The 25,664-nt window shown below is 70.0% G+C and carries 27 protein-coding genes; 7 read left to right on the top strand and 20 right to left on the bottom strand.

Annotated features, from left to right (window positions below):
- Positions 1-73: 73 nt before the first annotated feature.
- Complete coding sequence (locus tag ACODT0_RS01810; protein WP_296726720.1) at positions 74-982, top strand: LysR family transcriptional regulator; 909 nt, start codon at positions 74-76, stop codon at positions 980-982.
- Between the two features lie 25 nt (positions 983-1,007).
- Here the strand turns inward: ACODT0_RS01810 and ACODT0_RS01805 are convergent, their stop codons facing one another.
- Both ACODT0_RS01805 and ACODT0_RS01800 read right to left on the bottom strand, forming a co-directional pair.
- Complete coding sequence (locus ACODT0_RS01805) at positions 1,008-2,213, bottom strand: PrsW family intramembrane metalloprotease (RefSeq protein WP_489040381.1); 1,206 nt, start codon at positions 2,211-2,213, stop codon at positions 1,008-1,010.
- Positions 2,210-2,770: a hypothetical protein gene (locus tag ACODT0_RS01800; protein WP_057594117.1), complete on the bottom strand. Its 561-nt coding sequence runs from the start codon at positions 2,768-2,770 to the stop codon at positions 2,210-2,212. Before ACODT0_RS01800 ends, ACODT0_RS01805 begins: the two co-directional genes overlap by 4 nt.
- A gap of 241 nt (positions 2,771-3,011) precedes the next feature.
- On the opposite strand from ACODT0_RS01800, the gene ACODT0_RS01795 reads away from it, so the two are divergent.
- Both ACODT0_RS01795 and ACODT0_RS01790 read left to right on the top strand, forming a co-directional pair.
- Complete coding sequence (locus tag ACODT0_RS01795) at positions 3,012-5,249, top strand: metallophosphoesterase (RefSeq protein WP_489040380.1); 2,238 nt, start codon at positions 3,012-3,014, stop codon at positions 5,247-5,249.
- 20 nt (positions 5,250-5,269) lie between these two features.
- Positions 5,270-6,799, top strand: a complete 1,530-nt coding sequence (locus tag ACODT0_RS01790; protein WP_489040379.1) for an esterase-like activity of phytase family protein — start codon at positions 5,270-5,272, stop codon at positions 6,797-6,799.
- On the opposite strand, the gene ACODT0_RS01785 is transcribed toward ACODT0_RS01790, so the two are convergent.
- Positions 6,747-8,360, bottom strand: coding sequence for an MFS transporter (locus ACODT0_RS01785; protein ID WP_489040378.1), 1,614 nt, complete (start codon positions 8,358-8,360; stop codon positions 6,747-6,749). The genes ACODT0_RS01790 and ACODT0_RS01785 overlap by 53 nt on opposite strands.
- A 109-nt stretch (positions 8,361-8,469) precedes the next feature.
- On the opposite strand from ACODT0_RS01785, the gene ACODT0_RS01780 reads away from it, so the two are divergent.
- A complete protein-coding gene (locus tag ACODT0_RS01780) occupies positions 8,470-9,348 on the top strand; it encodes a helix-turn-helix transcriptional regulator (protein WP_489040377.1) in 879 nt (292 codons plus the stop codon).
- Here the strand turns inward: ACODT0_RS01780 and ACODT0_RS01775 are convergent.
- From ACODT0_RS01775 to ACODT0_RS01695, 17 genes are all read right to left on the bottom strand, one after another.
- A complete protein-coding gene (locus ACODT0_RS01775; protein WP_057598032.1) occupies positions 9,269-9,607 on the bottom strand; it encodes a DUF3325 domain-containing protein in 339 nt (112 codons plus the stop codon). The genes ACODT0_RS01780 and ACODT0_RS01775 overlap by 80 nt on opposite strands.
- Positions 9,600-11,282 (bottom strand): PepSY-associated TM helix domain-containing protein, encoded by a 1,683-nt coding sequence (locus ACODT0_RS01770; protein ID WP_489040376.1) that lies wholly within the window; start codon positions 11,280-11,282, stop codon positions 9,600-9,602. Before ACODT0_RS01770 ends, ACODT0_RS01775 begins: the two co-directional genes overlap by 8 nt.
- 40 nt (positions 11,283-11,322) lie before the next feature.
- Positions 11,323-11,619, bottom strand: coding sequence for a hypothetical protein (locus ACODT0_RS01765; protein WP_057597325.1), 297 nt, complete (start codon positions 11,617-11,619; stop codon positions 11,323-11,325).
- 182 nt (positions 11,620-11,801) lie between these two features.
- The gene (locus ACODT0_RS01760; protein WP_489040375.1) at positions 11,802-12,098 is read right to left on the bottom strand and encodes a type II toxin-antitoxin system RelE/ParE family toxin; all 297 of its coding nucleotides are present in this window, start codon (positions 12,096-12,098) and stop codon (positions 11,802-11,804) included.
- Positions 12,095-12,562 carry an antitoxin PaaA2 family protein gene (locus ACODT0_RS01755; protein ID WP_489040374.1) on the bottom strand — a complete coding sequence of 156 codons (468 nt, stop codon included), beginning with the start codon at positions 12,560-12,562 and terminating at the stop codon, positions 12,095-12,097. The genes ACODT0_RS01760 and ACODT0_RS01755 overlap by 4 nt, the downstream gene beginning before the upstream one ends.
- A gap of 82 nt (positions 12,563-12,644) precedes the next feature.
- Positions 12,645-13,064, bottom strand: coding sequence for a hypothetical protein (locus ACODT0_RS01750; protein ID WP_261206018.1), 420 nt, complete (start codon positions 13,062-13,064; stop codon positions 12,645-12,647).
- 93 nt (positions 13,065-13,157) lie between these two features.
- Positions 13,158-13,943: an SDR family NAD(P)-dependent oxidoreductase gene (locus tag ACODT0_RS01745; protein WP_261206020.1), complete on the bottom strand. Its 786-nt coding sequence runs from the start codon at positions 13,941-13,943 to the stop codon at positions 13,158-13,160.
- Entirely contained in the window at positions 13,940-15,190 is a 1,251-nt protein-coding gene (locus tag ACODT0_RS01740; protein WP_057597321.1) for a cytochrome P450, read from the bottom strand. The genes ACODT0_RS01745 and ACODT0_RS01740 overlap by 4 nt, the downstream gene beginning before the upstream one ends.
- Positions 15,191-15,236: 46 nt before the next feature.
- Positions 15,237-16,001, bottom strand: coding sequence for an SDR family NAD(P)-dependent oxidoreductase (locus ACODT0_RS01735; protein ID WP_489040373.1), 765 nt, complete (start codon positions 15,999-16,001; stop codon positions 15,237-15,239).
- Positions 16,002-16,018: 17 nt separating this feature from the next.
- Positions 16,019-16,807, bottom strand: coding sequence for an SDR family NAD(P)-dependent oxidoreductase (locus ACODT0_RS01730; protein ID WP_479669479.1), 789 nt, complete (start codon positions 16,805-16,807; stop codon positions 16,019-16,021).
- Positions 16,804-17,271: a DUF3237 domain-containing protein gene (locus ACODT0_RS01725; protein WP_296726605.1), complete on the bottom strand. Its 468-nt coding sequence runs from the start codon at positions 17,269-17,271 to the stop codon at positions 16,804-16,806. The genes ACODT0_RS01730 and ACODT0_RS01725 overlap by 4 nt, the downstream gene beginning before the upstream one ends.
- 13 nt (positions 17,272-17,284) lie before the next feature.
- Positions 17,285-17,941: a VOC family protein gene (locus tag ACODT0_RS01720; protein WP_057597317.1), complete on the bottom strand. Its 657-nt coding sequence runs from the start codon at positions 17,939-17,941 to the stop codon at positions 17,285-17,287.
- A 42-nt stretch (positions 17,942-17,983) separates the two neighbouring features.
- Positions 17,984-18,307: a 2Fe-2S iron-sulfur cluster-binding protein gene (locus ACODT0_RS01715; protein ID WP_057597316.1), complete on the bottom strand. Its 324-nt coding sequence runs from the start codon at positions 18,305-18,307 to the stop codon at positions 17,984-17,986.
- 31 nt (positions 18,308-18,338) lie between these two features.
- The gene (locus tag ACODT0_RS01710; protein WP_489040372.1) at positions 18,339-19,376 is read right to left on the bottom strand and encodes a branched-chain amino acid ABC transporter permease; all 1,038 of its coding nucleotides are present in this window, start codon (positions 19,374-19,376) and stop codon (positions 18,339-18,341) included.
- Positions 19,377-19,378: 2 nt separating this feature from the next.
- A complete protein-coding gene (locus tag ACODT0_RS01705) occupies positions 19,379-20,251 on the bottom strand; it encodes a branched-chain amino acid ABC transporter permease (RefSeq protein ID WP_261206027.1) in 873 nt (290 codons plus the stop codon).
- Positions 20,252-20,265: 14 nt separating this feature from the next.
- A complete protein-coding gene (locus ACODT0_RS01700) occupies positions 20,266-20,979 on the bottom strand; it encodes an ABC transporter ATP-binding protein (RefSeq protein ID WP_057597313.1) in 714 nt (237 codons plus the stop codon).
- Complete coding sequence (locus ACODT0_RS01695; RefSeq protein WP_489040371.1) at positions 20,979-21,782, bottom strand: ABC transporter ATP-binding protein; 804 nt, start codon at positions 21,780-21,782, stop codon at positions 20,979-20,981. Before ACODT0_RS01695 ends, ACODT0_RS01700 begins: the two co-directional genes overlap by 1 nt.
- 171 nt (positions 21,783-21,953) lie before the next feature.
- On the opposite strand from ACODT0_RS01695, the gene ACODT0_RS01690 reads away from it, so the two are divergent.
- Genes ACODT0_RS01690 through ACODT0_RS01680 form a run of 3 tightly spaced genes read left to right on the top strand, consistent with a single transcriptional unit; the run spans position 21,954 to position 25,563 of the window.
- Positions 21,954-22,784 carry an SDR family NAD(P)-dependent oxidoreductase gene (locus ACODT0_RS01690; protein WP_489040370.1) on the top strand — a complete coding sequence of 277 codons (831 nt, stop codon included), beginning with the start codon at positions 21,954-21,956 and terminating at the stop codon, positions 22,782-22,784.
- Between the two features lie 39 nt (positions 22,785-22,823).
- Positions 22,824-23,555, top strand: a complete 732-nt coding sequence (locus ACODT0_RS01685; RefSeq protein WP_057597311.1) for an SDR family NAD(P)-dependent oxidoreductase — start codon at positions 22,824-22,826, stop codon at positions 23,553-23,555.
- A 7-nt stretch (positions 23,556-23,562) separates the two neighbouring features.
- On the top strand, positions 23,563-25,563 hold the full coding sequence (locus ACODT0_RS01680; RefSeq protein ID WP_489040369.1) for an oxidoreductase: 2,001 nt from the start codon (positions 23,563-23,565) through the stop codon (positions 25,561-25,563).
- Positions 25,564-25,664 lie beyond the last annotated feature (101 nt).

Here is a 25,664-nt window from a genome sequence, read left to right as displayed (position 1 = left end):
CAGTCCCCGCCACAAGCCCAGCGACATTAATTCACGGCAGCGTTGCCATTGCGGCAACGCTGCCCCGCGCACCATGAAACCCCGACGCCCCCTGCTCGACCACCTGAACCTCGCCACCCTGAAGCTCGTCGCGGCGATCGAGCACGAAGGCAGCCTGTCGCGCGCGGCCGCCACCCTGCACATCGTGCCCTCGGCCGCGAGCCGCCGCATCACGCAACTCGAGAACGCCATGGGCGTCGAGCTGCTGCATCGCACGGCGCGCGGCGCCGGCCTGACCGCGGCGGGCCTGTCGATCGCACGCTATGCGCGCGCGATGATGGAGGACGTCGACACCCTCGATGCCGAGCTGCAGAACCTGCAGGCCGGCGTGTCGGGCCGCATCCAGCTCGTCGCCTCGATCTCGGCCATCGTGCAGCACCTGCCGCAGGACCTCGCGCTGTTCCTGCAGCAGCACCCGGGCATCAAGATCGAGCTGGCCGAACACACGAGCGCGGAGATCGTCGAACTGCTGCTGCAACGCAAGGCCGACGTCGGCGTGTTCGTCGCCGAGGGCGACATCCCCGGCCTCAAGCTGCAGCCCTACCGCACCGAGCGGCTGGTCGTGATCCTGCCCGTGCACCACCGGCTCGCGAAGCGCAAGCGCCTGCGCTTCGAGCAGTTGCTGAAGGAGGAGTGGGTGGAGCTGCCCCCCGGCACCGCGCTCGCGAGCCGCGTGGCCAGGGAGGCACTCGCGCACGGCGTGCGGCTGCGCACGCGCATCCAGGTCAAGGGCATGGATTCGGCGAGCCGCATGGTGCAGTGCGGCCTCGGCATCGGGCTGCTGCCCCAGGCCAGCCTCGAGCAACAGGCGAAGTTCCCGAACCTGGCCTTCGTGCCGCTCGACGAGCCCTGGGCGCACCGGGTCAGCTACCTGGCGGTGCCCGCGCTGGCCGAGCCGGCGCCGGCGAGCCGGATGCTGTTGCAGGCGTTGATGGGGCTTTGAGCGGTTCCGGGGGCGAGCCCCGGTCTCAGCGCGGCGCCTGAATCAACGGATCGAGCGCCGCCCGGATCCGCCGCACCGCCAGTTCGCTCGCCAGCGTCTGCGACCCGCGCCCGTAGGTGCCCGCGAGCCGGATCAGCCGCAGCTGCTCGCGCTGCAGCCGCGTCTTGAGCCGCCGCGCCCTGGCGCCGAAGGCCCGGCCCATCTCGCGGCGCACGCGCCAGCGTGCCAGCGGCTGGCCCAGGCGCACCCATTCGTCGTCGCGGATCAGTTCGCGCTCGGGCACGAAGTAGGCCGCGAGCGCGTGCAGGTAGGCGCCGTTCTCGCGCGCGGCCTCGCGCCAGAACAGCCAGGCCGCGATCAGCACCGGGATGCCCTTGACCAGCAGCAGCAACGCCATCTCGCCATAGCCGCCGTCGAAGTAGTCCTCGAGCAGCGGCGAGTTCCAGACGAAGTGCATGGCCCAGGCCAGCACGAAGCACAACACGGCGGCGCCGATGCGCGTGACCAGCCGCCGCTCGGGATGCAGCAGGAACCACGCGACGCCGAAGGACGCGATGGCGGTGTAGGCCGCGTGGCTCCACAGCCCGCTCATGAGTCCGCGCGTGAGCAGGTTCAGCAGCACCGGATAGACCTGGTTCTCGAGCGGGAAGCGCATCGAGGCGTTGACGGTGTAGGTCAGGTTCTCGACCACCTGGAAACCGAGCCCCGCCATGGCGCCGACGATGAGCACCGACAGGTAGGTCTGGAACTGGTTGCGCGCCACCAGCACCAGCAGCACCACGCCCGCTAGCTTGAGGAATTCCTCGGTGATCGGTCCCGCGACCGCGGGCCCCCAGGCCGCCACGAATTCGGGCGAGATCAGCTTGGCGCACAGGCTCTGGATCGCGATGTTGGCCGGCGCGGCGAAGTACACGGCGCCCATGCCGCCCCAGGCGAAGGCCAGCACGAAGGCCTCGGGCGGATGCTGCTCGAGCAGGTCGAGCGTGCGGAACACCAGCAGGAAGGCCAGCGTGTAGAGACCCCACACCACGAGCCCGAGGAAGGCCGTGATGGGCACCACGCGAAAGCCCATCGAGAACATCTGCGCGGTGTAGAACAGGCCGTTGACGATCAGCGCGCTCAACAGCCAGAAGGCGGCACGGCGCGGCTGGAAGAAGGAGTCGGTGCCGACCGGCCACGGCGACTCGTCGCTGTCGAAGGCGGTGGTGGTGATGGTGGTGTCGTGGCTCACAGCGGCGCCTCCAGGTCCATCGACTCGAGCATGCTGCGCGCATCGGCCATGGCTTCGTCGAGGCCGTCGCTGCCGCCGTAGACGTCGATCTGCACCAGCGACTTGCGGCGCTGGTCCACCACCTGCCAGAAGCGGCCGGCGATCTTGCTGCCGTAGTAGGCGAAGGTCTTGCCCTGCAGGCCCCACATGGTGACGAAGTCGGACACGTCGCCCTCGATGCTCAGGCCCTGGCCGCGCTCCATCAGCCGCTGCTGCCGCACCAGCGGACCGTCGGGCCCGCCGGCCCAGGGCAGCGTGGTCACGAGGAACTTATGGTTGCCCTTGAACAGCATCAGCGAACGGCCGGCCTTGGAGCGCGCCACGTCCATCTGCCAGCCGCGCGCGGGCTCGAAGCGCGCATGGCCGACCGACACGGTCTCGCCGGCCGGCAGCGGGCGCGCGCCGGGCGTGTGGCGGTCCCAGAAGATCAGGCCGCCGACATAGGCGGCGATGGCGAGGAAGACCGCGAGGGCGCCCGGCCAGGTGCGGTAGGGGATGCGGCGGGAGGGCTCGTGCATGGGGGCGATGGTGCCATGGCGCGGCACGAGCGATCCCGCCCTCGCACGGTGCGCGCGAGCCTCTTCGACGCCGCGTGTTCGATGCGAACTTTTCACTTCGGCGTCAGTGTGCGGTCAGTCGTCCTATGTCATGCATCTGCCACCGGGAGGTCATACGACCCCCGCATGATCCGCCCCGCGCCCGCCGGCCCCTTCACTGGGGCGGCGGGCGTTTCGTCACTTCTTTCGCGGATCTTTTTTCATGATTTTTTCCTTCCCTCGCACCGCGCGCGCGACCTCGACGCTCGCCGTCGCCGCGGCCGTGCTGCTGCTGTCCGCCTGCGGCGGCAGCGACAACCAGAACGCCGGCTTCCTCCCGCTGCCGCCCTCTGGCTCCAACCCCGGCCAGACCACGCCGCCGCCGGCCGAGTCCGCGCCGCCGGTGCAGGTCGCGTTCATGCCCGACATCCACTTCCACGACGTCTATGCCAACTTCAAGGACGGTTCGTTCCCCGGCGTGTTCAATCCGAAGTCGGGCCGCAACGCGACGATCCGCCTGATGCACGCGCAGATGACCTCGACGCGCCTGTTCAACGAGAACTACTTCGCCTTCATCACCGCGCTCGACGACGCGGTGGCGCGCGGCGTGAAGCTGATCGCGCTGCCCGGCGACTTCTCGGACGACGGACAACCGGTGCACATGCGCGGCCTGAAGAAGGTGCTGGACGACTATGCGAACAAGCACGGCATCCAGTTCTTCGCGGCCCCGGGCAACCACGACCCGAACAAGCCGCTCGAGCGCGCGGGCGGCAAGGCCGACTACCTGGGCATCGACCCCACGACCAACCGCGTCGGCGCGCCCCAGCCGATCTACAGCCGCGGCGGCAACGGCGACTGCGCGGCGTCCAACTACAGCGGCGAATGGGCCAAGGTCAACAGCAGCTACTGCACCGAGGAAGTCAAGGAACAGGGCTACGCGGGCATCACCGAGGCGCTCGACCAGCACGGCCTGATGCCCAAGGCCGGCTACCGCTACTTCGAGACGCCCTACAGCAGCTACAGCTACCAGAACTACGACTTCGCGAAGGCGAAGGAACAGGCGGCCTGGAGCAGGCGCACCTTCGAGATTTGCGCGCAGGGCGCGGGCGGCACCTACAAGAAGGACGGCTACACCTTCTGCCATGACGTGCCCGACACCAGCTACCTGGTCGAGCCGGTCGAAGGCCTGTGGCTCGTGGGCATCGACGCCAACGTCTACGTGCCCACCGGCACCGGCCCCAACGACTTCAACGGCTCGGGCGACGCCGGCTACAACAAGATGCTGACGCACAAGCCGCACGTGATCGCGTGGCTCAAGGACGTGGTGGCACGCGGCAAGAAGCAGGGCAAGCAGGTCGTGGCCTTCAGCCATTTCCCGATGAGCGAGTTCTTCAACGGCGCCTCCGACGACATCATCGCGCTGCTCGGCGCGGGCAAGATGCAGATGGTGCGCCGTCCCGCCGAGGACGTGACCAAGGCGCTGGCCGACACCGGCCTGCAGGTGCACGTGGGCGGCCACATGCACTTCAACGACACGGCCGTGCGCAACTACGAGGACGGCCATGGCCTGGTGAACATCCAGGCACCGTCGATGGCGGCCTACGTGCCGGCCTACAAGCTCCTGACCTTCAAGGACGCGACGCACATCGACGTGCAGACCGTGCGCCTGGACAACGTGGCGCGCTTCGACGAGCTGTTCGACCTCTACCGCGAGGAACACCGCTTCTTCACCGACTTCCCGGGCCGACTGCCGGGCGGCAGCAACGGCGTGCTGTGGGACAAGACGGTGCTCGACGCGAAGAACTACGGCGAGTTCAACACGCGCTACATGTCGGAGCTGGTGCGCCTGCGGCTGCTCAACGACGACTGGCGCTGCGAGATGCGCGAGCTGGTGAAGAGCCCGATCTACGGTTCCGACCTGCTGGTGCTGTCGCAGCTGCAGACCAAGGTCACGCTCAAGCAGCTGGGCAACACCGGCAACCGCGGCCTGCTGAGCAGCGCCTTCTTCTCGTGCCTGGGCGACGCCGGCGGCGACGGCAGCGCGCAGCAGGCGGCCTATGCCAAGGACTACGCCGATGCCGAAGCCAAAGCGCGCGCGCTCGCGGGCGCCAGCGGCATGCGGCTGGAGGACTTCAACCAGTGGAAGGCGATCGACCTCGCGGGCGACTTCGTGCGCCTGGCCAATGCCGGCGACCTCGCGTTCGCCGACATCCCGGCCGACCGCGCGCGCCAGTACAAGCTGATCGCCCAGGCCCTCGAAGGCACCAGCGCCACGCTGGCGCTCAACGGCAGCCAGCAGGTGATGAACGACAACCCGGCCCATGCCGTGTTCCAGGCGCGCTTCAAGCCGCTGATGCAGATCCTGCTGAAGCTCGCCAAGGGCGCGCCCACGCAGCACTTCACGATCGACCTGCAGACCAACAAGCTGACCGACATGACGTCGGCACCGGCGCCCTTCTGAATCGCAGCGAAGACCCAGACATGACATCGAAGAACAACATCCAGCGCCGCGGCCTGCTGCTCGGCGCGGGCGGCGCGCTGCTGGCCGGTTGCGGTGGCGGCGGAAGCAGCGGCGGCTTCCCCTTCGTGCCGGCACCCGCGCCGGCCCCTGCTCCCGCACCGGCGCCCGCGCCGGTGGCCGAACCCGAGGTCACGGCCCCCACGCTGACCGGCCGCGCCGTGCTGCCGGCCGACAGCTACGTGGCCGGCCCGACCTCGGGCCAGTTCATCTCGGGCGGCGACTACACGCGCGCCAGGGACACCTATGGCTACACCCTGCCCTTCCAGGGCAAGCAGCCGATGCAGGGCTTCTCGGCGATGGTGCCCAGCGGCATGCCGGGCGTCTTCTACGCGATGCAGGACAACGGCTTCGGCGGCCGCGCCGCCTCGCCCGATGCCCTGCTGCACATCTACGCGGTGAAGTTCAACTGGGCCAAGGGCCAGGTGATCCCGGCCAACTTCCAGACCGGCGAGACGCTTTCGTCCTTCAGTGCGCAGAGCTATATCCGCCTGAGCGATCCCTACCGCAACCTCGGCTATCCGGCCGTGGCCGACATGGTCAACTACCCGGGCAGCTCGGTGTCGCCGGCCGGCCAGACGCTGGCCGTTGACCCGGCGATCGTCTCGGGCCGCCTGCTGACCGGCTACGACATCGACCCCGAGTCGCTGCAGATCGATGCGCAGGGCAACTTCTGGATCGGCGACGAGTTCGGTCCCTTCCTGCTGAAGTTCGACCGCCAGGGCCGCCTCGTCGCGCGCGAGGTGCAGATGCCCAACCTCGCGAAGATCGGCGGCAATCCACTGGTGCAGACGCCGAACAACCCGTACATCCAGTCGAACACCTCGGTGGCCAACCTCGGCGGTTCGGGCGGCCTGGAAAGCATGGCGATCAACGCCAGCCGCACCAAGCTCTATGCGATGTACGAGAAGGAGATGAACGGCGACAACGCGCAGCGCCGCATCATCAGCGTGTTCGACCTGGCCTCGCAGAACTTCGAGCCGCGCGTCTACGCCTACAAGGTCAGCACCGGCCAGCGCATCAACGGCGACGGCAACCTCGAGACCGAGGTCTACAGCGTCAACGACATGGTCGCGATCAACGACACCGAGTTCCTCGTGGTCGAGAAGGACAGCGGCGCGGGCGACGTGCGCAGCGGCAAGTTCCCGGCCTCGGGCACCTGGCGCAACGCGGCGCGCTTCAAGCGCGTCTACAGGATCGACCTCGCGCAGGTCGACAGCAGCGGCTACCTCAAGAAGGAAGAGATCGTCGACCTGATGGCGCTGAAGGACCCGAAGGGCCTGGGCGGCGACGCCACCATCGACGGCATCTTCGCCTTCCCGATGGAGTGCGTGGAGGTGGTCACGATCGCCGACGCGCAGACGCTGATGCTGGTGAACGACAACAACTACCCCGGCGGCTCGCCCTCGCGCCTGCCGAACAAGGTGGACGGCAACGAGTTCATCCGCATCCGGCTGCCGAAGCCGCTGGCGCTGCCTTCCGCGAAGGCTTGAGCGCGCGCGGCGCGGGGATCGCGATGCGCCGCAGCGCCACGGCCGACACCACGGCCAGCGCCGCGATCCCCGCGGCCGCCACGGCGGACGACACGCCGAGCCCGGCCACGAAGGCGTGCCGGGCCTCGTCGAGCAGGCCCGCGGGCAGGCTTTGCGCAAGCGAGGTCGCGCTCCAGAGGCCCTCTTCCACCGCGCGGGCCGCCTGTTCGGGCAGCCCGCGCGGCAGATGCTCGGCGATGCCCGCGCGGTAAACCACGGTCGTCAGGCTGCCGAAGATCGCCACGCCGAGCGCGACCCCGAGTTCCTGCACCGTTTCCGACAGCGCCGAGGCCGAGCCCGCATGGGCGGCCGGCGCCGCGCCGATCACGAGGTCGGTGCCCAGCGCGGCCAGCGTTCCCAGTCCCAGGTAGATCAGCGCATAGCCGGCCACCGCCCAGCCCAGGCCCTGCGTCGCGGGCAGCACGGGCAGCAGCGCGAGCAGGCCGTGGCCCAGCGCCGACAGCGCGAGCGACGCGGCCATCACGAAACCCGGGCGCACGCGCCGCGCGACCAGCGGCGCGCCGATGCCGGCCACCAGCATCGCGAGCGCGGGCGGCGCCATCCACAGGCCGGCCGTCACCGGCGGCAGGCCGATCACGAGCTGCAGGTACTGCGTCACCAGCAGCAGCGCACCGCCCACGCCGGTCAGCCCGACCAGCAGCACGCCGAGCGCGACGCTGAAGCTGCGGTCGGCGAACAGCCCGATGTCGAGCAGCGGATTCGCGAGCGCGCGCTGGCGCCGCACGAACGCGATCGCGCAGGCGATGCCGAGCAGCAGCGCCAGCGTGGTGGCAATGCCCCAGCCGCTCTTCGCGCTCTGCTTGACCACGTAGACCAGCGGCAGGATCGCCGCCAGCGACAGCGCGACGCTCGCGAGGTCGAGGCGCGCGCGTTCCGGCGCGCGGTATTCGGGCAGCAGCAGCGGCCCGCCGATCCACAGCAGCAGCACCACGGGAATCGCCACCAGGAAGGCCGAGCCCCACCAGAAGTGCGCGAGCAGCAGGCCGCCGACCAGCGGCCCCGCGGCCATGCCGAAGGCGAACATGGTGGCCCAGACGCCGATCGCCAGCGCGCGCTGGCGTGCATCGAGGAACATGTTGCGGATCAGCGCCAGCGTGGAGGGCATCAGCGCCGCGCCCGCGATGCCGAGCAGGGCCCGCGCGGCGATCAGCAGGTTGGCGCTGGGCGCGAAGGCGGCCAGCACCGAGGTGAGCGCGAAGGCCGCGGCGCCGATCAGCAGCAGGCGGCGACGCCCGATCGCATCGCCCAGCGCGCCCATCGTGACCAGGAAGCCCGCGATCATGAAGCCGTAGGCGTCCATGATCCACAGCGCCTGGGTGGCGCTGGGCTGCAGGTCCTCGGCCAGCTTGGGCAGCGCGAGGTAGAGCAGCGTCACGTCGAGCCCCAGCAGCATCGTGGGCAGCGCGAGCATGGCGAGGCCGGCCCATTGGGCGAGGCCCGCGCGCGCCGGCGGCGTTGTCGCAACGCTGTTGCCGTTGTGCTGTTTGAGACCGAAAGCCATGCGAACCACTCCTGAATGATGAAGGAGCGATCATTCTGGGAACGGATCGGCAACAGGACAATATTTCCTCTCATGCTATTACTGGCAGCAATACGAAGGGCGGCGCACTATGGCATCTAGATCGCTCGACCGCACGCGCACCGAACTCTCGGCCTTCCTGCGCGCCCATCGCGAGCGGCTCGCGCCCGCGGACGTGGGCCTGCCCAGCGGCGGGCGGCGCCGCACGCCGGGTCTGCGCCGCGAAGAGGTGGCCGCGCTCGCGGGCGTGGGCATCACCTGGTACACGTGGTTCGAGCAGGGCCGCGAGATCGGTGTCTCGGAAGCCTTCCTGCTGCGCATCGGCAAGATCCTGCGGCTCGACGATGCCGAGTGCTGCCACCTGTTCCTGCTCGCGCAGCAGCGGCCGCCCTCGGCCGAGGCCTATCACTGGCCGAGCATCCCGCCGCTGGTGCAGCGAATGATGGACGAGCTGGTCACGCGCCCGGCCTACGTCACCAACCTGCGCTGGGACGTGGTCGCGTGGAATGCCACCGCCGATCGGTTGTTCGGCTTCTCGGGTCGCGAGCCCGCGCAGCGCAACTTCCTGCGCCTGGCTTTCGCCGATCCCGAGCTGCGTCGGCGCCTGCCGGACTGGAAGGAGGATGCGCCGCGCCTGCTGGCCGCGTTTCGCCGCGAGCTCGCGGTCGCGCCCGACGATCCCGCGATGCTGGCGCTGGTCGATCAGCTGCGGCGGCTGTCGCCCGACTTCCGGCGCTGGTGGGACACGCCGCGCGATCCGCAGCCCTCGCGCGGCATCTCGGCCCTGCTGGACGAGGGCCGGCGCGTGGCCTTCGAGCACGAGGCGCTGACGGTGGACGAGTACCGCCACCTGCGCATGGTGGTGTACTTCGAGGAAGGCGCCGGGCCGCTCAGCGAGACGTCGTCGCCGGCCGCGCGGGAATCCACGCCACCAGCGGCGCCAGCCAGCGCGGTCGCCAGCTCAGCGTGAAGGTCACGGCGAGCGCGGCACCCGCGAGCGCCATGAACCAGACCAGCGAGGCCATCGAGACATGGTCGACGCGCAGGCACAGCAGCAACGACACGACCAGGCAGGCCGCACCCAGCACGCGCAGCACGCGCGCCATGCGCACTGGGTAGGCCGTGCCGGGGCGCGCCTGCTCCCAGTGCACGTCCATCGACAGCGCGAACAGGCCCGCGCCCACGAGGTTGGCGGCCAGCGCGGCCGCGAGCATCAGGGCCTCAGACACGGGCCACCGCCGATCCGTTCGACGCCGACACGGTGGGGACGGCGGCCGCGGCCGTCTCAGCGGCTCGGCGCCGCAGCATGCGCGCGGCCACCACGGCCAGCGAGACCGCCGCGAGCACCGACAGGTCGACGCCCGCCACCGGCCAGTAGCCGCTGCCGATGGTGCGCAGCAGGTGATCGCCGGTGGTGATCCAGTTCAGCAGCACCGCCGCCACGCCCAGCAGCGCCACGGCCCAGCACTGTTCGGCCCAGGCCGGTGCGAGACGGCCCTGCGCCGTGGGCGCGGTGCGCCACAGGCCATGGAGCAGCGAGACCAGCCAGGCGCCCGCGAAGATGCCGATCTCCCAGTTGCCGCGCAGCGGCAGCTCGGCCGGCAGCAGGCGGTTGGCGACCAGCATGGAGAAGGTCGCGATCAGCAGGCCCGGCACCGTCGCGACCGCGAAGGCATCGACCCAGCGCGCGCCCTGCAGGCCCTGCTTCGCATGCTGGCGCTTGCGCTTCTCGACGAAGAAGATGAAGCCGGTGGCGATGCAGGCGCAGCCGGCCAGCCCGCCCAGCACATAGAGCCAACGCAGCAGCCAGTGCCTGAAGTGCTGCAGGTGCAGGCCGGTCAGGAAGTCCTTGATGCCCGCGACCACCGTGGGCGCCGGATCCTCGCGGATCACCTCGCCGGTGGCGCCGTTGAAGTGGATGCCCTCGCCCGTGAGCGTGACCCGGTCGGTGCCCGCGCGGTAGACGCTGACGTAGGCATTGGCATCGCTCACGTGCTGCACGTTGAGCATGCCCACCTCGCCCGCCATGCCGCGGCTGGCCCAGCGGCGCTGGGCCTCGGCCACCATCGCGTCGACCGAGGCCAGCGTGCCCGGCGTGCCCGCGCGGTCGTGCGGCAGGCCGGTCTCCTGGGCCTCGAGCTTCTCGTGCAGTTCGTGCAGCGGCTCGAGCTGGGTGTGGCTCACGGGAAAGTAGACGCCCGCGAACACCACCAGCCCCGACAGTGCGAAGATGAAATGGAAGGGCAGCGCGACCACGCCCGTGAGGTTGTGCAGGTCGAGCGCGCTGCGCTGCACGTGCTTGGCCGGACGGAAGGTGAACAGCTCGCGGAAGATCTTGCGGTGCATCACCACGCCGCTCACCAGCGCGATCAGCATCACCAGCGCCGCGAAGCCGACGATCCAGGTGCCGAGGTTCAGCCAGTTGAGGTGCAGGCTGTAGTGCAGCGGGTAGAAGAAGTCGCTGCCGATCTTCAGCCGGTCTTCCGGCAGCGTCTTGCCGGTGCGCGGGTCGATGGTGGCGTTGCCCCAGACCCCGTCTTCGGGGTCCTTGGCGTTGGGCAGGATGAAGCCCGAATAGATGCTCAGCACCGGGTCGCGGTGCGTGGTGTAGGCCAGCCACTGCTTGGGCTCGAAGCTCGTCGCCATCGGGCCGTTCACGCGCGAGCGCGCTTCCTCGACGTTGGCGGGGGTGGGCTTCGCCTCCTTGAACAGCGGCAGCAGCACCTGGTCGAACGAGGGCATGCGCTGCGGCTCGAAGCGCGTCTCGGGGATCGCCCAGCGGTCGATCTCGCGGTCGAACACCGACAGCGAGCCGAAGAAGAACACGACCATCAGCACGAAGCCGAGCACCAGCCCGAACCAGGTGTGGAGCCAGGCCATCGAGAGGCGGAAGTTCTGGAACACGGAAGTCTCTCCTCGCGGGAATGGTTCGATTCGGGTCGGGTCAGAGCAGCGCGCGCTGCACGAGCGATGCCGCCGCCGTCATCGACAGGCCGCCGCCGGCCAGCACCAGCCACACGCGCTTGACGTTGGCGGCCGAGAACGCCCAGAGGAACGCGACCAGGAACACCAGGAAGGCCAGCATGCTGGCGAGCGACTCGGCATCGTGGAACGGCATGCCCGCGGCGAACAGCAACCCGATGCCGAGCGCGACGAAACCCCAGGAGAACGCATAGCCGCCGAGCACGGCGGCGCCGATGCGGGAGACGATCTGCAGGGCGGGGACAGCGTTCTGGGCCATGGCTTTCTTCGACGGGATGGACGACGGGGGCAGGCGTGATGCCTTGCCGGTGCCAGCCTCGTTTCAGTGGGCCCGCACGCGCGGTTGCTCGAGGCAATTGATAGTCGTTCTCATTCTATCAAGCGCGTTCGGGCCGCCCCGATCTCGTCACGATCCAAAGGACATTCGACTCGAAGCGGTAGTCAGGGCGTCTGCTGCGCCGCGTGCTTGACGCGCAGGATCTCGACGATGCGCGCTTCGTGCAGCACGCGATAGAACACGATGTAGTTCCGGTGCACGACCAGCTCGCGCACGTGGTCAGGCAGCCCGGGTCTTCCGCCTCGGCCGAGTTCAGGGTGTTGCGCAAGGGGCAAGGTCTTGTCGCGCAGCTCCTGGCCGAAGCTGCGCGCCCGCGAGGGGTTGTCCTTGCCGATGTAGCGAACGATGGCACGCAGATCGTCGACCGCCTTCGGCCGCCACTCGATGCGGCAAGGCGTCATGCACGTTTCTTCGCGGCGGGTTTTCGTGCGGCCGTCGGGGCCGCAATGTCGGCCTCCATGAGGGCCAGCACTTCATCGTGCGAAAGATTCGGCCGGGGGTCGTCGACGGCCTCCTGGATTTCCGCGGCCAGCCACTCGTTGTAGGCAGCGGCTTCGTGCGCCTTGCGCAGGGCCTGCGCACGATTGTCGGTGGAACGCTCCACGGGCTCCCGCTCGGCCGGATTCCACTCGCTGGCATCGAACTGCCCGACGGTGATGCCCAGGTCGCGCAGCACGCTCAGTGCGGTGGCCGGATTTCCGAAGCGGCGCGGCTCGGTGCTGCGGGCCTTCGCCAGAACGGCGCCGGCACCGTTGCGCGTGGCGATCTGAACGAGAAACGTGCCCCCCTGCCCTTTGAGCGTCACGCTCGAAACACCGCCGGCTTCGGAGGCCGTGCGGAGTTGCTCCAGGGTCATGCTCTGCATGGCGCCTCCTTGCAGTCAAACAACGTCTATTGTGCAAGACATGTTGAAATCGTGCAAATCGGGGCGCCGGATCGAGGCCCCGTCACATCTTCAATTGCGTCAGTGCCCAGGCCACCATCGCCAGCTGTGCGACGTTCACCAGCATCCCCGCGATGTGCAGCTTGCGGAACGCGACGATCGAGGCGTCGACGCCGGGGATCGTGCCGCGCAGCTCATCCATGCGCGGGATGATGATCCAGCCCCGCAAGGCGAAGGCGAGCCCCCCGATGACCGCGGCACCGAGCGCGAAGACGAGCTTGCCCGACCAGACATAGCTCAGCGCCGCGGCGCTCGCCGTCAGGATCACCGCCACGTAATAGACGTTGAACAGGCCCCGGATGAAGCGTCCGTCCAGCGGCGTGTCGTGCTTGAGCACGAGCAGCGGCAGCGAGCCCATCATGAAGAAGCCCATCCAAACCAGCAGGACGACGGTGGCGGCGAGCGCAACGACGATGGGAAGCATGGCGATCCTCCGCGCGGTCTCGCGGCGGGTGCCGGGGCCGAGGCGCCGAATGTATCCGTTCGCTTCGCCGTTGCGTAGAGGTTCACCCCCTGCTCAAGCCGTCATCCCCCCATCCACGTTGTAAACCCCACCCGTCACGAAGCTCGCCTGCGGCCCCAGCAGCCAGAACACCAGGTTCGCCACCTCCTGCGCGCTCGCCGCGCGCTTGAGCGGCTGGTTCAGGAAGTGCTGCTTCAGCGCGGCCTCGGCCTGCGCCTCGGTGCGGCCGTCGACGAGGAAGGTGCTGCGCAACAGCGGCGTGTCGATCGGTCCCGGGCAGATGGCGTTGATGCGGATGCCGAGCGGCGCGAACTCGAGCGCCGCCTGCTGCGTCATGCGGATCACCGCGGCCTTCGAGGCGCCGTAGACGCCGAGCCCGGCCTCGGCGCGGCTGCTGCGCTGGCCCGACACCGAGGCAGTGTTGACCATGGTGCCGCCGCCCTGGTCGCGCATCGCGCGCGCCACGGCCTGCATGCCGAGCAGCACGCCGCGCACGTTGACCGCGAAGATGCGCTCGAAGTCCTGCATGCGGAACTCGAGCAGCGAGGATTGCGGGCCGACGATGGCGGCGTTGTTGTGGAACAGGTCGATGCGGCCGAACTTGCTCAGTGCGGCATCGACATAGCGCCGCACGTCGGCCTCCTGCGCGACATCGGCCGCGACACCGATCGCATCGCGCGCATCGAGCCCCTCGAGCGCGCGGTCCAGCGCGGCCTCGTCGCGGTCGACGATGGCGACGCGCGCGCCGGCCTCGAGCAGCTGCCGCGCGAGCGCCAGCCCCACGCCGCTGGCACCGCCGGTGACGACCGCCACCCGGCCTTCGAACACGGGCGCGCTCATCGCAGCGTGACCTCCAGCGCGCTCGGCGCGCGAAACACGAAGGTATGCAGATGCGTTGCGCGGTCGGGCTCGACCAGCCGCATGCGCGGGAAGCGCTTGGCGAACTCCTCGAACACGATCTTCATCTCGAGCCGCGCGAGCGGCGCGCCCAGGCAGAAGTGCACGCCGTTGCCGAAGGTGAGCTGCTTGCGCGCATTCGCGCGGCGGATGTCGAAGCGCTGCGGGTTCTCGAACACCTCCTCGTCGCGGTTGGCCGAGGCGAAGGACAGCACGATGGGCGCGCCCTTGGGGATCGTCACGCCGCGAAACTCCACGTCCTCGAGCGCGATGCGGCGCCAGCCGATCACGGCGCCGGCATAGCGCATGCCCTCCTCCACCGTGTTCGCCGCGAGCGAGGGATCGGCGCACAGCGCTTCCCACTGCTCGCGGTTCTCGAGCAGGCTGCGGAAGGTGTTGGTGAGCTGGTTGGTGGTGGTCTCGTGGCCGGCGAAGGCAACGCCGAAGGTGTGGGTGATGATCTCGGGAATGGTCATCACGGCGTCGTCGCCATTGCGGATCTCGAGCATGCGGCTGGTGAAGTCGTCCTGCGGATGCTTCTCGCGCTCGCGGACCATCTCGGTGCAGTACTGCCAGAACGCCACCATGTTGCGCGCGCCCTCGAGCTGCTCGGCATGGGTGGCGGGGCTGAAGTCGATCACGCTGCGCGCGCCGGCCCAATGCTTGACGTTCGGAATGTCCGAGTCGGGAATGCCCAGCACCTTGAACACCACCTGCGCCGGCAGCTCGTAGTTGACCTCGCGCAGCAGGTCGACGGCATCCTTGCCCTCGACGCGGTCGATGGCCTCGTTCACGAGCCGGCGGATATGGCCGTCGAGCTTGACGAACTCGCGCAGGTTCAGCACCTGGCCGGTCACGCCGCGGATGCGCTTGTGCACCGCGCCGTCGAGGCTCGAATGGCTGCCGGTCTGCGCATAGCCGCCCTCCTTGAGGATCGCCTGCGCATCGGGATGCATCGGCGTCACGGGCCGCGTGGTGTTCTGCGACGAGAAGCGCGCGCCGTCGTGCAGCACGCTGTAGACGTCGGCGTGTTTGGTGAGCACCCAGTAGCCAATCTCCTCGCACCAGAACACGGGCTCGTCGCGCCGCTGGGTCTCGAAGGCCGCATGCAGCTCGGGGCTGAAGTAGGGCTTGAAGTCGGCGGACGGCGAGGTCCCCGCATGAAAGGGGCAACCGGCAATGGCATTCATCGGGAAGTCTCCTGGCGTGGGTGTTTGTTCTTGGAAGCGGAAGCAGTCAGCGCATCAACATGCCGCCGTTGACGTCGATCGTGGCGCCCGTCACGAAGCCGGCACCGGGCGACACGAGGTAGGACACCGCGGCCGCGATCTCCTCGGGCGTGCCGATGCGGCCCAGCGGCACGGCCGCGGTGCCGAGGTACTTCTGGCCGCGCTGCGCCTCGGGGACGGTCTGGTGCAGCATCGGCGTGTCGATCGGTCCCGGCGCCACGGTGTTGACGGTGATGCCCAGCGCGGCGGCCTCGCGCGCCACCACCTTCGACAGCGCGAGCACCGCGCCCTTCGAGGCGCTGTAGGCCGCGCCGCTCTGCATGCCCCCCATCTGCCCCGCGAGCGAGGCGACGGTGACGATGCGGCCATGCTCGACGGCCTGGCCGCAGCAGCGGCGCAGCATCTCGCGCACGCAGAGGAAGGTGCCGAGCGCGTTCACGCGCAGCACGGTGTCCCACTCATGCAGCGTGATGTCGACCGTGGGCAGCCGCCCCGGCGCGGGCTGCGCGCTGAGGATGCCCGCGAAGCAGGCCAGCACGCCCACGCTGCCGAGCTTCTCCTGCACCGTGTCAAAGGCGGCGCGCACGCTGTCCTCGTCGGCCACGTTGCAGCCCAGGCCGATATGGCCCTTGCCAGGCAGCTCGGCGGCGGCACGCTCGGCGGCCTCCACATGCAGGTCGGCCACGGCGACGGTCAGGCCGTCCTCGGCCAACCGCCGGGCGCTGGCCAGCCCCAGCCCGCCAGCGGCGCCGGTGATGAGTGCGATGCGCATGAAAAGACTCCTGGATTTCAGCGGTCCGGATGGGCCTCGGCCCAGCACTGCACCAGCGGTTCGCTGATGTAGGCGCTCGTGGTCTGCCCCCCGTCGACGGCCAGCACCTGGCCCGTGACGTAGCCCGCGTCGTCGCTGCACAGGAAGGCGGCCGCGCCGGCCACCTCCTCGGGCAGGCCGGGCCGGCCCATCGGCGTGGTGCCGACGATGGTGGCCTGGAAGCGCGCGGTGTTCAGCCGCCCCGCGGTCTGCGGCGTGGCGATGATGCCCGGTGCGATCGCGTTGACGCGGATGCCCTGGTCGGCATAGTCGGCCGCGAGGTTGCGCGTGAGGCCGATCACGCCGGCCTTGGCCATCGAGTACACGGCCTGCCGGCGGTAGCCCACCAGCCCCAGCGTGGACGCGATGTTGAGCACCACGCCGCGCGCCGCGATCAGCGCCGGAAAGGCCGCGCGCGTGACCATGAAGGTGGCCTTCTGGTTGATGTCGGCGAACCTGCGGTAGTCGTCGTCGGTGGTCTCGTGGAACGGCGGGCAGTTGCCCAGTCCCGCGTTGTTCACCAGCACGCGCAGCTCGCCGAAGCGCTCCATGCATTCGTCGACGATGGCCTGCGGCGCGCCGTCGGCCGTGACGTCGGCGGCGAAGACCTGCAGGTGCTCGTCGCGCGGCAGTTGCGCGAGCCCCTGGGCGTTGATGTCGACTGCGAGCACGCGCGCGCCCTCGGCATGCAGCCGCAGCGCGATGGCGCGGCCGATGCCCGAGGCCGCGGCGGTCACGATGGCGGCCCTGGCCTCGAAGCGTTTCATGCGACTTCCCACACGTCGTACACGGGCCCGTCGCTCTCGCGCGTGCCGGTGCCGACCGCGATGCGGTCATTGAGCCATTCGAGGCCCGGTGCCGCGGTCTCGAACTGCACCGCGACGCGGAAGTAGTCCTCGCCGCGCGCGATCGGCTCGCGATTCACGATCTTGCGCATGATCTCGGGCGTGGGCCCGTTGCGGCGTCCGCTGTAGGTCATGTAGACGAGCCCGCCGCCCTCGGCCTCGAGCACCAGCCGCACGTCGAGGTGCAGGCCGCCATCGGGCCGCTCGAGCACCACGTCGGCGCCGCCGGGCAGCACCCGGCCGCGCAGCCGCTCGCCTTCGAAGCGGCCGCCGCTCACGCACATCACGCGCCGCGTGTAGCCGTGCGGCACGGCGCCCACGAACTGGGCCGGTGCCGTGACCTCGGCCTTGATCGTGAACAGCGGTCGCAGTTCGATCGGTGTCATGCCGCCGCGCCGCTCACTCGCCGGCCTTCTCGCCATGGCCCGTGCCGTAGCGCTTGCGCACGTCCTGGATCAGCTCGAGCAGCGCCTTGGGCACGTCGCGGCCCTCGGCCTTGGCCTGGCGCTTGCAGTCCTCCCACAGCTTGAGGTCGGCATAGCCCTTGTCGGTGTGGCGGTTCCATTCCTTGTCCAGCGGCGTGGTGATCTCCAGGCGCACGCCGGCCGGGTCGTGGAAGTAGATCGACAGGATCAGGCCCTTGTGGTCGGTCGGCCCGATCACTTCCACGCCCTGCGAGGTCAGCCACTCGTACCACTTCGTTACCTCGGCGCGATCCTTCGCCTGCAGCGCGATGTGGTTGAAGATGTCGTAGGCCGGATGGCTGGACTTCGAGGGCGCGGGCACGCCCGGCGCCTCGAAGAAGGCCAGCGTGGAGCCATCGCCCATGCGGAAGAAGATGTGGAAGTAGGGAATCGCGTCGCCGGTAGAGGGCACGCTGTCGTCGAGCACCGTGCTCGCGAGCTCCATGCCCATGATGCGGGTGTAGAAGTCGGTGGTGGCCGCCGCGTCGGGCGTGACCCAGGCCGCATGGTTCAGCATCATCGGCGTGAGGCCGGGGTTCGGGGTCAGCGGGGCCTTGGGCTTGGTGCTGAGATCGGGTGCAGTGGCTTGCATGAAGCGTTTCTCCGTGTTGATGTCGGCTCTTGGAACTCGTTCTTACAGTTGAGGGTCGGCGATGCGAACGGCGATGCCGTCGAGCGCCTCGCTCATGACGATCTGGCACGACAGCCGGCTGCCCGCTTCGCGCGGCGCGGCCGTGTAGTCGAGCATCTGGTTCTCGGTGTCGACCGCGGGCGGCAGCCTGTCGATGAATGCCTCGTCGACGATCACGTGGCAGGTGGCGCAGCTCATGACGCCGCCGCAGTCGCCGACGATGCCTTGCAGGTCGTGGCTGGTGGCGGCCAGCATCAGGCTCTGGCCTTCGGCGACCTCGAGCTCGGTGCGCTCGCCGTTGGAATGGATGTAGATGGCACGGGGCATGGAAGGACTTTCTCTCAGGCGGTCGTTCGCGTCAGTCCCCTCGACGGGGACGTTGACCCGCGCCGCCGCGCAGGCGCCGCAGCACGCTGCGCACCAGCCCCACGAAGCCCTGCGGCATCAGGAACATGCACAGGATCAGGAAGCCCGCGAAGATCGCCGAGGGCGCCGACTTCGAGATCTGGTCGGCGACGTTCGGTATGAACTGGATGAAGGCCGCGCCCACCAGCGCGCCCGAGATGGTGCCGAGCCCGCCCACCACCACGCCCACGAGGAAGAACACCGACACGAACATGCCGAAGCTGTCGGGCGCCACGAAGGCGGTGGCGATGGCGCCGAGCGAGCCGGCCACGCCGGTGTAGAGCGCACTGATGCCGAAGGTCATGGCCTTCACGTGCGGCACGTTGACGCCCATCGCGGCCGCGGCGGTCGGCTGCTCGCGGATGGCGATGGTGGCGCGGCCCAGCCGGCCGCGCAGCATGTTCCAGGCGCAGACGAACATCAGCGCCGCGATCGCCAGCACCACCAGGTAGAGCCACTGGTCGGCCGACAGCTGCAGGCCGAAGGGCGCCTCGGGCTTCATGAGCACGATGCCCTGCACGCCACCGGTCCATGGGTCTAGCGCCTTGTGCTTGAGCAGCTGCGGCGTGGCCAGCGCGAGCGCGAAGGTGGCGAGCGCGAGGTAGTGGCCCTTGAGCCGCAGCGCCGGCCAGCCGAACAGGAAGCCGAAGCCGAAGCACACCGCGGCCGACACCGGCAGGGTGGCCCACCAGGCGAAGCCGCCGTGCTCCATCAGCACCGCGGTGACGTAGGCACCGAGCGCGTACAGCGCGCCATGGCCCAGCGAGAGCTGGCCGTTGTAGCCCACCAGCATGTTGAGGCCGAGCACGCCGATGGCGGTGATCAGCGTCATGGTGACGAGGAAGAGGCGGTAGTCCGACAGCGCGAAGGGCAGCGCGAGCGACGCGATAGCGAGCAGCGCGAAGACGGCGATGCGCCAGGGCGAACGCGCGGGCGCGGCGTCGGCGGCCAGCGCCGGTGCCTGCTCGGGAATGAAGGGCAAGGCCGACATCTTCAGACCCTCGCCACCAGCTTGCGGCCGAACAGGCCCGAGGGCCGCACCAGCAGCACGGCCACGATCAGCACCAGGGCCAGCGTGAGCTTGAGCTCGGTGCCCACGAGGTAGGTGCCCGCGAGGTTCTCGACCACGCCCACGATCAGGCCCCCGGCCACCGCGCCCCAGGGGTTGTCGATGCCGCCGAGCAGCGCCGCCGCGAAGGCGTAGATCAGCACGCCGCCCATCATGTTGGGCTCGAGGAAGACCACGGGCGCCACCATCAACCCGGCCACCGCGCCGATCAGCGCCGACAGGCCCCAGCCCAGCGAGAGCATCAGCGACACCGGTATGCCCGCGAGCCGCGAGGACACCGGGTTCTCGGCCGAGGCGCGCATCGCGAGCCCGACCTTGGTGAAGCGCAGGAAGACATAGAGCAGCGCCATCACCAGCAGCACCACCGCGACCGTGCCGAGCTCGTGGCCCGAGATCAGCGTGCTGCCGCCGGGCAGCTTGTCGGGGAACGGACTCGGGAAGGGTTCGAGCTGGTGGCCGAAGATCCAGCCGGCCAGCGAGTTGATGCCGACGAACAGGCCGATGAAGACCACGATCACCGACAGCTCGGGCACGTCGCCCAGCGGCCGCAGCACCAGCCGCTCGATGGCGAAGCCGGCCACGAAGCCGAAGGCCAGCGTGGCGAGCGCGGCGGCCCAGTACGGCAGGCCCCACTTCAGCAGCAGGAAGGCGATGAAGGTGGAGAACATCGCCATCTCGCCCTGCGCGAAATTGATGTGGTGGGTGGACTGGTAGATCATCACCAGCGCCAGGCCGAGGCAGGCGTAGATGCCGCCCATGGCGATGCCGGAGGCGATCTGTTGCAGCAGGCTGTACATGGGGAGGGTCCTTGTCAGAAGCCGAGGTAGGAGCGGCGGATCTGCGCGTCGTCGCGCAGCTGCTTCGCGGTGCCCGAGATGACGGTGCGGCCGGTCTCGAGCAACCAGGCGTGGTCGGCGATCTCGAGGGCGCGCGCCACGTTCTGCTCGACCAGCAGGATGCCCACGCCCTCCTCGCGATTGACCACGCGCATGATCTCGAAGATCTCGCGGATCACCAGCGGCGCGAGGCCGAACGAGGGCTCGTCCATCAGCAGCAGGCGCGGGCGCTGCATCAGCGCGCGGCTGATCGCCAGCATCTGCTGCTCGCCGCCCGAGAGCGTGCCGGCCTGCTGCCCGCGCCGCTCGCGCAGCCGAGGGAAGTAGCCGAACATGCGCTCCATGTCCTGCTCGACCTCGGCCTTGCCGCGGCGCAGGTAGGCACCCACGCGCAGGTTCTCCTCCACCGTCATGTTGACCAGCGTGCCGCGCCCGTCGGGCACGTGCGCGATGCCCAGCGCGGCGGTCTTCTCGGTGCTGTGGCCATCGATGCGCTGGCCCGCGAGGCGGATCTCGCCGGTGCGTCGCACCAGGCCGCTCAGCGCGCGCAGCGTCGTGGTCTTGCCCGCGCCGTTGGCGCCGAGGATGGTGGTGATGCCGCCCTCGGCGACCTCGAAGTCGATGCCCTCGAGCACGCGCGTGGGGCCGTAGAAGGCCTCGAGGTTCTTCACCTCCAGCAGCGCGGCCATCAGGCGGTCTCCGTGCCGAGGTAGGCGCGCACCACTTCCGGGTCGGCCTGCACCTGCGCGGGCGGGCCGTCGGCGATCTTGCGGCCGAAGTTCATCGCCACCACCTGGTCGGACACCCGCATCACCAGGTTCAGGTGATGCTCGACCAGCAGTACGGTCACGTGGAAGCGCTCGCGCACGTCGAGGATCAGCTGGCGCAGCCCGTCGACCTCCTCGTGGTTGAGGCCGGCCGCGGGTTCGTCGAGCAGCAGCAGCTTGGGATCGGCCACCAGCGCGCGCGCCATCTCCACGCGCTTGCGGGTGCCGAACGAGAGGTTCTTCACCGGCGTCTCGGCCAGCGCCGAGAGGTCAAGCAGGGCCAGCAGCCGCTCGGTGCGCTCGCGCACCTCGGCCTCCTCGCGCCGCACCGAGGGCAGGCGAAACGCATTGGCGAGGTAGCCGGTGCCGGTGCGGCAATGGCGGCCCACCATCACGTTCTCGCGCACCGTCATCGCGGGGAACAGCGCCACGTTCTGGAAGGTGCGGCCGATGCCCGCCGCCGCGATCGCATGCTGCGGCTGCGCGAGCAGGTCGACGCCGTCGAACACGATCGATCCCGAAGCCGGCGTGTAGATGCGGCTCAGGCAGTTGAACAGCGTGGTCTTGCCGGCCCCGTTGGGACCGATCAGCCCGCAGATCTGGCCGCGGCGCACCTCGAAGGAGATGCCGTCGAGCGCCACGATGCCGCCGAAGCGCACGCCGAGGCCGCTGACGCGCAGCAGCACGTCGGCGGCGGCGTTGGTGGAGACGGAGGGGGTTGTCATGGCGGGCAGTATTCGCCGCGCGTCGCAGGCCCGTCAGTCCCCTGCCCGTGGTACAGGCCGCGCTGTCCCTTGCCACGGGGACAGACGCCGCGCGACGCGGCTGCCACATTCGCCGCACTCCCCTCTTCCCACTCCTCATTCACTCATTCATTCCCTCGTGGAGGCACAGCCATGGACTACGGACTGCAGGACCGCGTGATCCTCGTCACCGGCGGCGGCAGCGGCATCGGCCGCGCGATCGGCATCGAGGCCGCGCGCGGCGGCGCGCGCATCGCCGTCGTCGACGCGGTGGCAGAGCGCGCGACGAGCGTGGCGGCCGAACTGCGCGAACTCCGCGCGCAGGCCGTCGCACAGACGCTCGACGTGCGCGATGCCGCCGCCTGCGAAGCCGCGGTGGCACGCATCGAGGAACAGCTCGGCGCCATCGACGGCATGGTCGCCTGCGCGGGCATCTCGCCGCCGGCGCCCGCCCACACCATGCCCGACGAGCTCTGGACCCGCTGCCTCGACGTCAACCTCACGGGCATGTTTCGCTCGCTGCAGCCCGTGGGCCGGCGCATGCTCGAGCGCCGGCGCGGCGCGATCGTCACCGTGGCCTCGATCGACGGCCTCGGCGGCCATGCGGGCCGCGCGCACTACAGCGCCTCGAAGCACGGCGTGATCGGCCTCACGCGCGCGCTCGCGATCGAGTGGGGCCGCTTCGGCGTGCGCGTCAATGCGCTCGCGCCGGGCGTGGTCGACACGCCGCTCGTGCAGGCCAACATCCCGCCCGATCACCTGCAGTACGCGATGGTCGACCGCAACCCGCTGGGCCGCCTGTGCCGGGCCGAGGAGCAGGCCGGCCCCGCGCTGTTCCTGCTGTCCGATGCCGCGAGCTACGTCACCGGCTCGGTGATGACCGTCGACGGCGGCAGCGCCGCGGGCTTCTTCACGCGCTGGAACGGCGCCGACCTCGGCTCGCGCGCGCTGCTCGAGGCGGGCGCCTACGGCGCGCCCGAATGAACCGAACTCTTTGCACCACTCCCTGAAGGACGACAACCCATGAAGAACCTCTTCGACCTGCGCGGCGAGCGCATCCTGATCACCGGCGCCGGCGGCGCCATCGGCGGCGCGACCGCGCGCGTGTGCGCCGCGCTCGGTGCCGAGCTGTTCATCGCCGACCTGAAGGCGCCGACCGAGCTGGCCGACGAGCTGAAGGCGCGCGCCGCTGCGCTCGACAACACGAAGCGCGACGACGTCAATGCACTGCTCGCGGACATCGGCGAGATCGACGCGCTGATCGACACCAGCGGCTACTACGTCAAGGGCGACTGGCTCGATGGCGGCGACGAATGGGAACAGCTGTTCGAGCGCACCATGGCCGTGAACGTCAAGGGCCCGGTCAACCTGCTGCGCGCGGCGCTGCCCGCGATGATGAAGCGCGGCAGCGGCCGCATCGTGCTGACCAGCTCGATGGCCGCGCGCAACGCGGGCTCGACGCTGGCGGTGGAGCCGGCCTACGCGGCCTCGAAGGGCGGGCTGTCGGCGCTGGTGCGCTACTTCGCGCGCCAGGCCGCGGCCTCGGGCGTGGTGGTCAACGGCGTGGCGCCGGGACCGATCTTCACGCCGCTGCTGGTGTCGGCGAACCAGCCCTTCACCGTCGACCAGTACCCGATGAAGCGCCTGGGCCAGCCCGAGGAGATCGGCTGGCCCGCCGCCTTCCTGGCCTCGCGCGGCGCCAGCTTCACCACCGGCGCGGTGCTCGACGTCAACGGCGGCATGTGCTTCTCCTGAGCCGCGCATGACGATGCCGACCGCGCTCGACGTCCTGTGGGAGCCGGTGCGCATCGGCCCCGTGCAGGCGCTCAACCGCATCTACCTGCCCGCGCACCAGGTCAGCCTGCCGCCGCCGGCCTATGGCGCCTACCTGGCCGAACGCGCGCGCGGCGGCGTCGGCCTGATCGTCACGCACGGCTTCCATGTGCATCCGGCCAGCGCGCGCGCCGGCGTGTCGCCGTGGGAGCCCGGCTGGGCCGATGCGGTGCGGGCCTTCGTCACGCCGAGCAAGCGGCTCGGCGTGCCGGTGATCGTGCAGGTCACGCACATGGGCGCCAGCGGCACGCGCCGCACCGACGACATCGCGCACTGGGGCGCCGTGCTCGCGCCTTCGCAACTGCCCTCCCCGGTGCACCGTGCGATGCCGCAGCCGATGGAGGAGGACGACATCCGCGAAGTGATCGAGGGTTTCGCCGCGACCTGCGCCAACGTGCAGGCCGGCGGCGGCGACGGCGTGGAGATCCATGGCTCGCACGGCTACCTGCTGAGCAACTTCCTCTCGCCGTACTGGAACCGGCGCGACGACGAATGGGGCGGCGACACCGAACGCCGCGCCCGGCTGGCGCTCGAGATCGGCCGCGCGGTGCGCGCGCGCTGCGGCAGCGATTTCGCGATCGGCATCAAGCTGAGCCTCGACGAGTACCTCGACGAGTACCTCGGCGAGGCCGGCACCACGCCCGAGGAAACGCTGCGCGTGGTCGCGCTGCTCGAGGCCGAGCGCCTGTTCGACTACGTGTGCCTCTCGCACACCGACTACCACCAGAACCACCGGCTGGTGCCGCCGCAGTCGAGCGGCGAGACCGCGCCGCTGGCCGCCAACGCCGCGCGCGTGCGCGAGGCGCTGCGCGGGCGCATCCCGCTGCTGATCCAGGGCTCGGTGCGCGACATCGCCACCGCCGCGAACATCGTCGAACATGGACAGTCCGACATGGTCGGTCTGGTGCGCGCCCAGATCGCCGACCCCGAAATCGTGCGCAAGGCCAGGGAAGGCCGCGCCGACCAGACCCGGCGCTGCGTGGGCGCCAACCAGGGCTGCTGGCGACGGCTCGGACAGAACGTCAGTTGCACCGTGAACCCCGAGGCGGGCCGCGAGCTGCAGTTCGGCGCGGCGCTGCCGCGTCCCGCCGCCACGCCGCGAACGCTGCTCGTGATCGGTGGCGGTCCGGGCGGCCTCAAGTTCGCCGACAGCGCGGCCGCGCGCGGCCATCGCGTCACCCTGTGGGAACGCACGGACCGCCTCGGCGGCCAGATCCGCCGCGCCGGCCTGCTGCCCGACTACGGTTCGTGGAACTTCCTGGTCGACGACCTCGAGGCCTCGCTGAGCCGGCGCGGCGTGGAGATCGTGCTGCGCCGCGAGGCCACGGCCGACGCGGTGGCCGCCTTCGGCGCCGACGAGGTCATCGTGGCCACCGGCGCGCGCTGGCAGCGCGGCGGCCGCTCGATGTTCCGCACCGACCGCGACGCGATCCCGGGTGCCGAGCTGCCGCATGTGACGGACGCACTCTCCGCGCTCGACGACCTGCCCGCCTGCGGGCGCCGCGTGCTGATCGTCGACGACAACGGCGACTACCTGCCACTGGGCCTGGCCCGGCTGCTGAGCGCCGCCGGCCGCGAGGTCATGGTGGTCGGCGCCGACGCGATGCTCGGCCGCAAGCTCGAGCCCACGCTCGACTGGCCCTGGCTGATGCCGCGCGTGGCCGCGGCCGGCGTGGCGTTGCGCGCCTCGACCACCGTCGAGCGCATCGAGCCGGGCAGCGTCGTGCTGCGCAGCACGCTGGGCGGCGCGAGCGAGACGCTGGCGGCCGACACGGTCGTGCTGTCGATGCTGCGCGAGAGCGACGATGGGCTGTACCAGCAGCTGAAGGCGCGCGGCCTGGCGGTGCGCCGCATCGGCGACTGCGTGGCGCCGCGCGAGGTGGACGATGCGGTGCTCGAGGGATTCAGGGAGGCGCAGGCGATCGGTTGAGCCTCGCCAGCCATCGTGCACGAGGAAGCCTTCGCGTTGCTCACGATGCGAACTCGGGGTTTGCCGAGTCCACGCCTCGCCGGCCCTGCGCTAGATTGCTC

The organism is Variovorax sp. FG153 (assembly GCF_057809595.1).
Note: the sequence above shows the minus strand (reverse complement) of the source record. Positions and strands in the feature narration are given on the sequence as shown.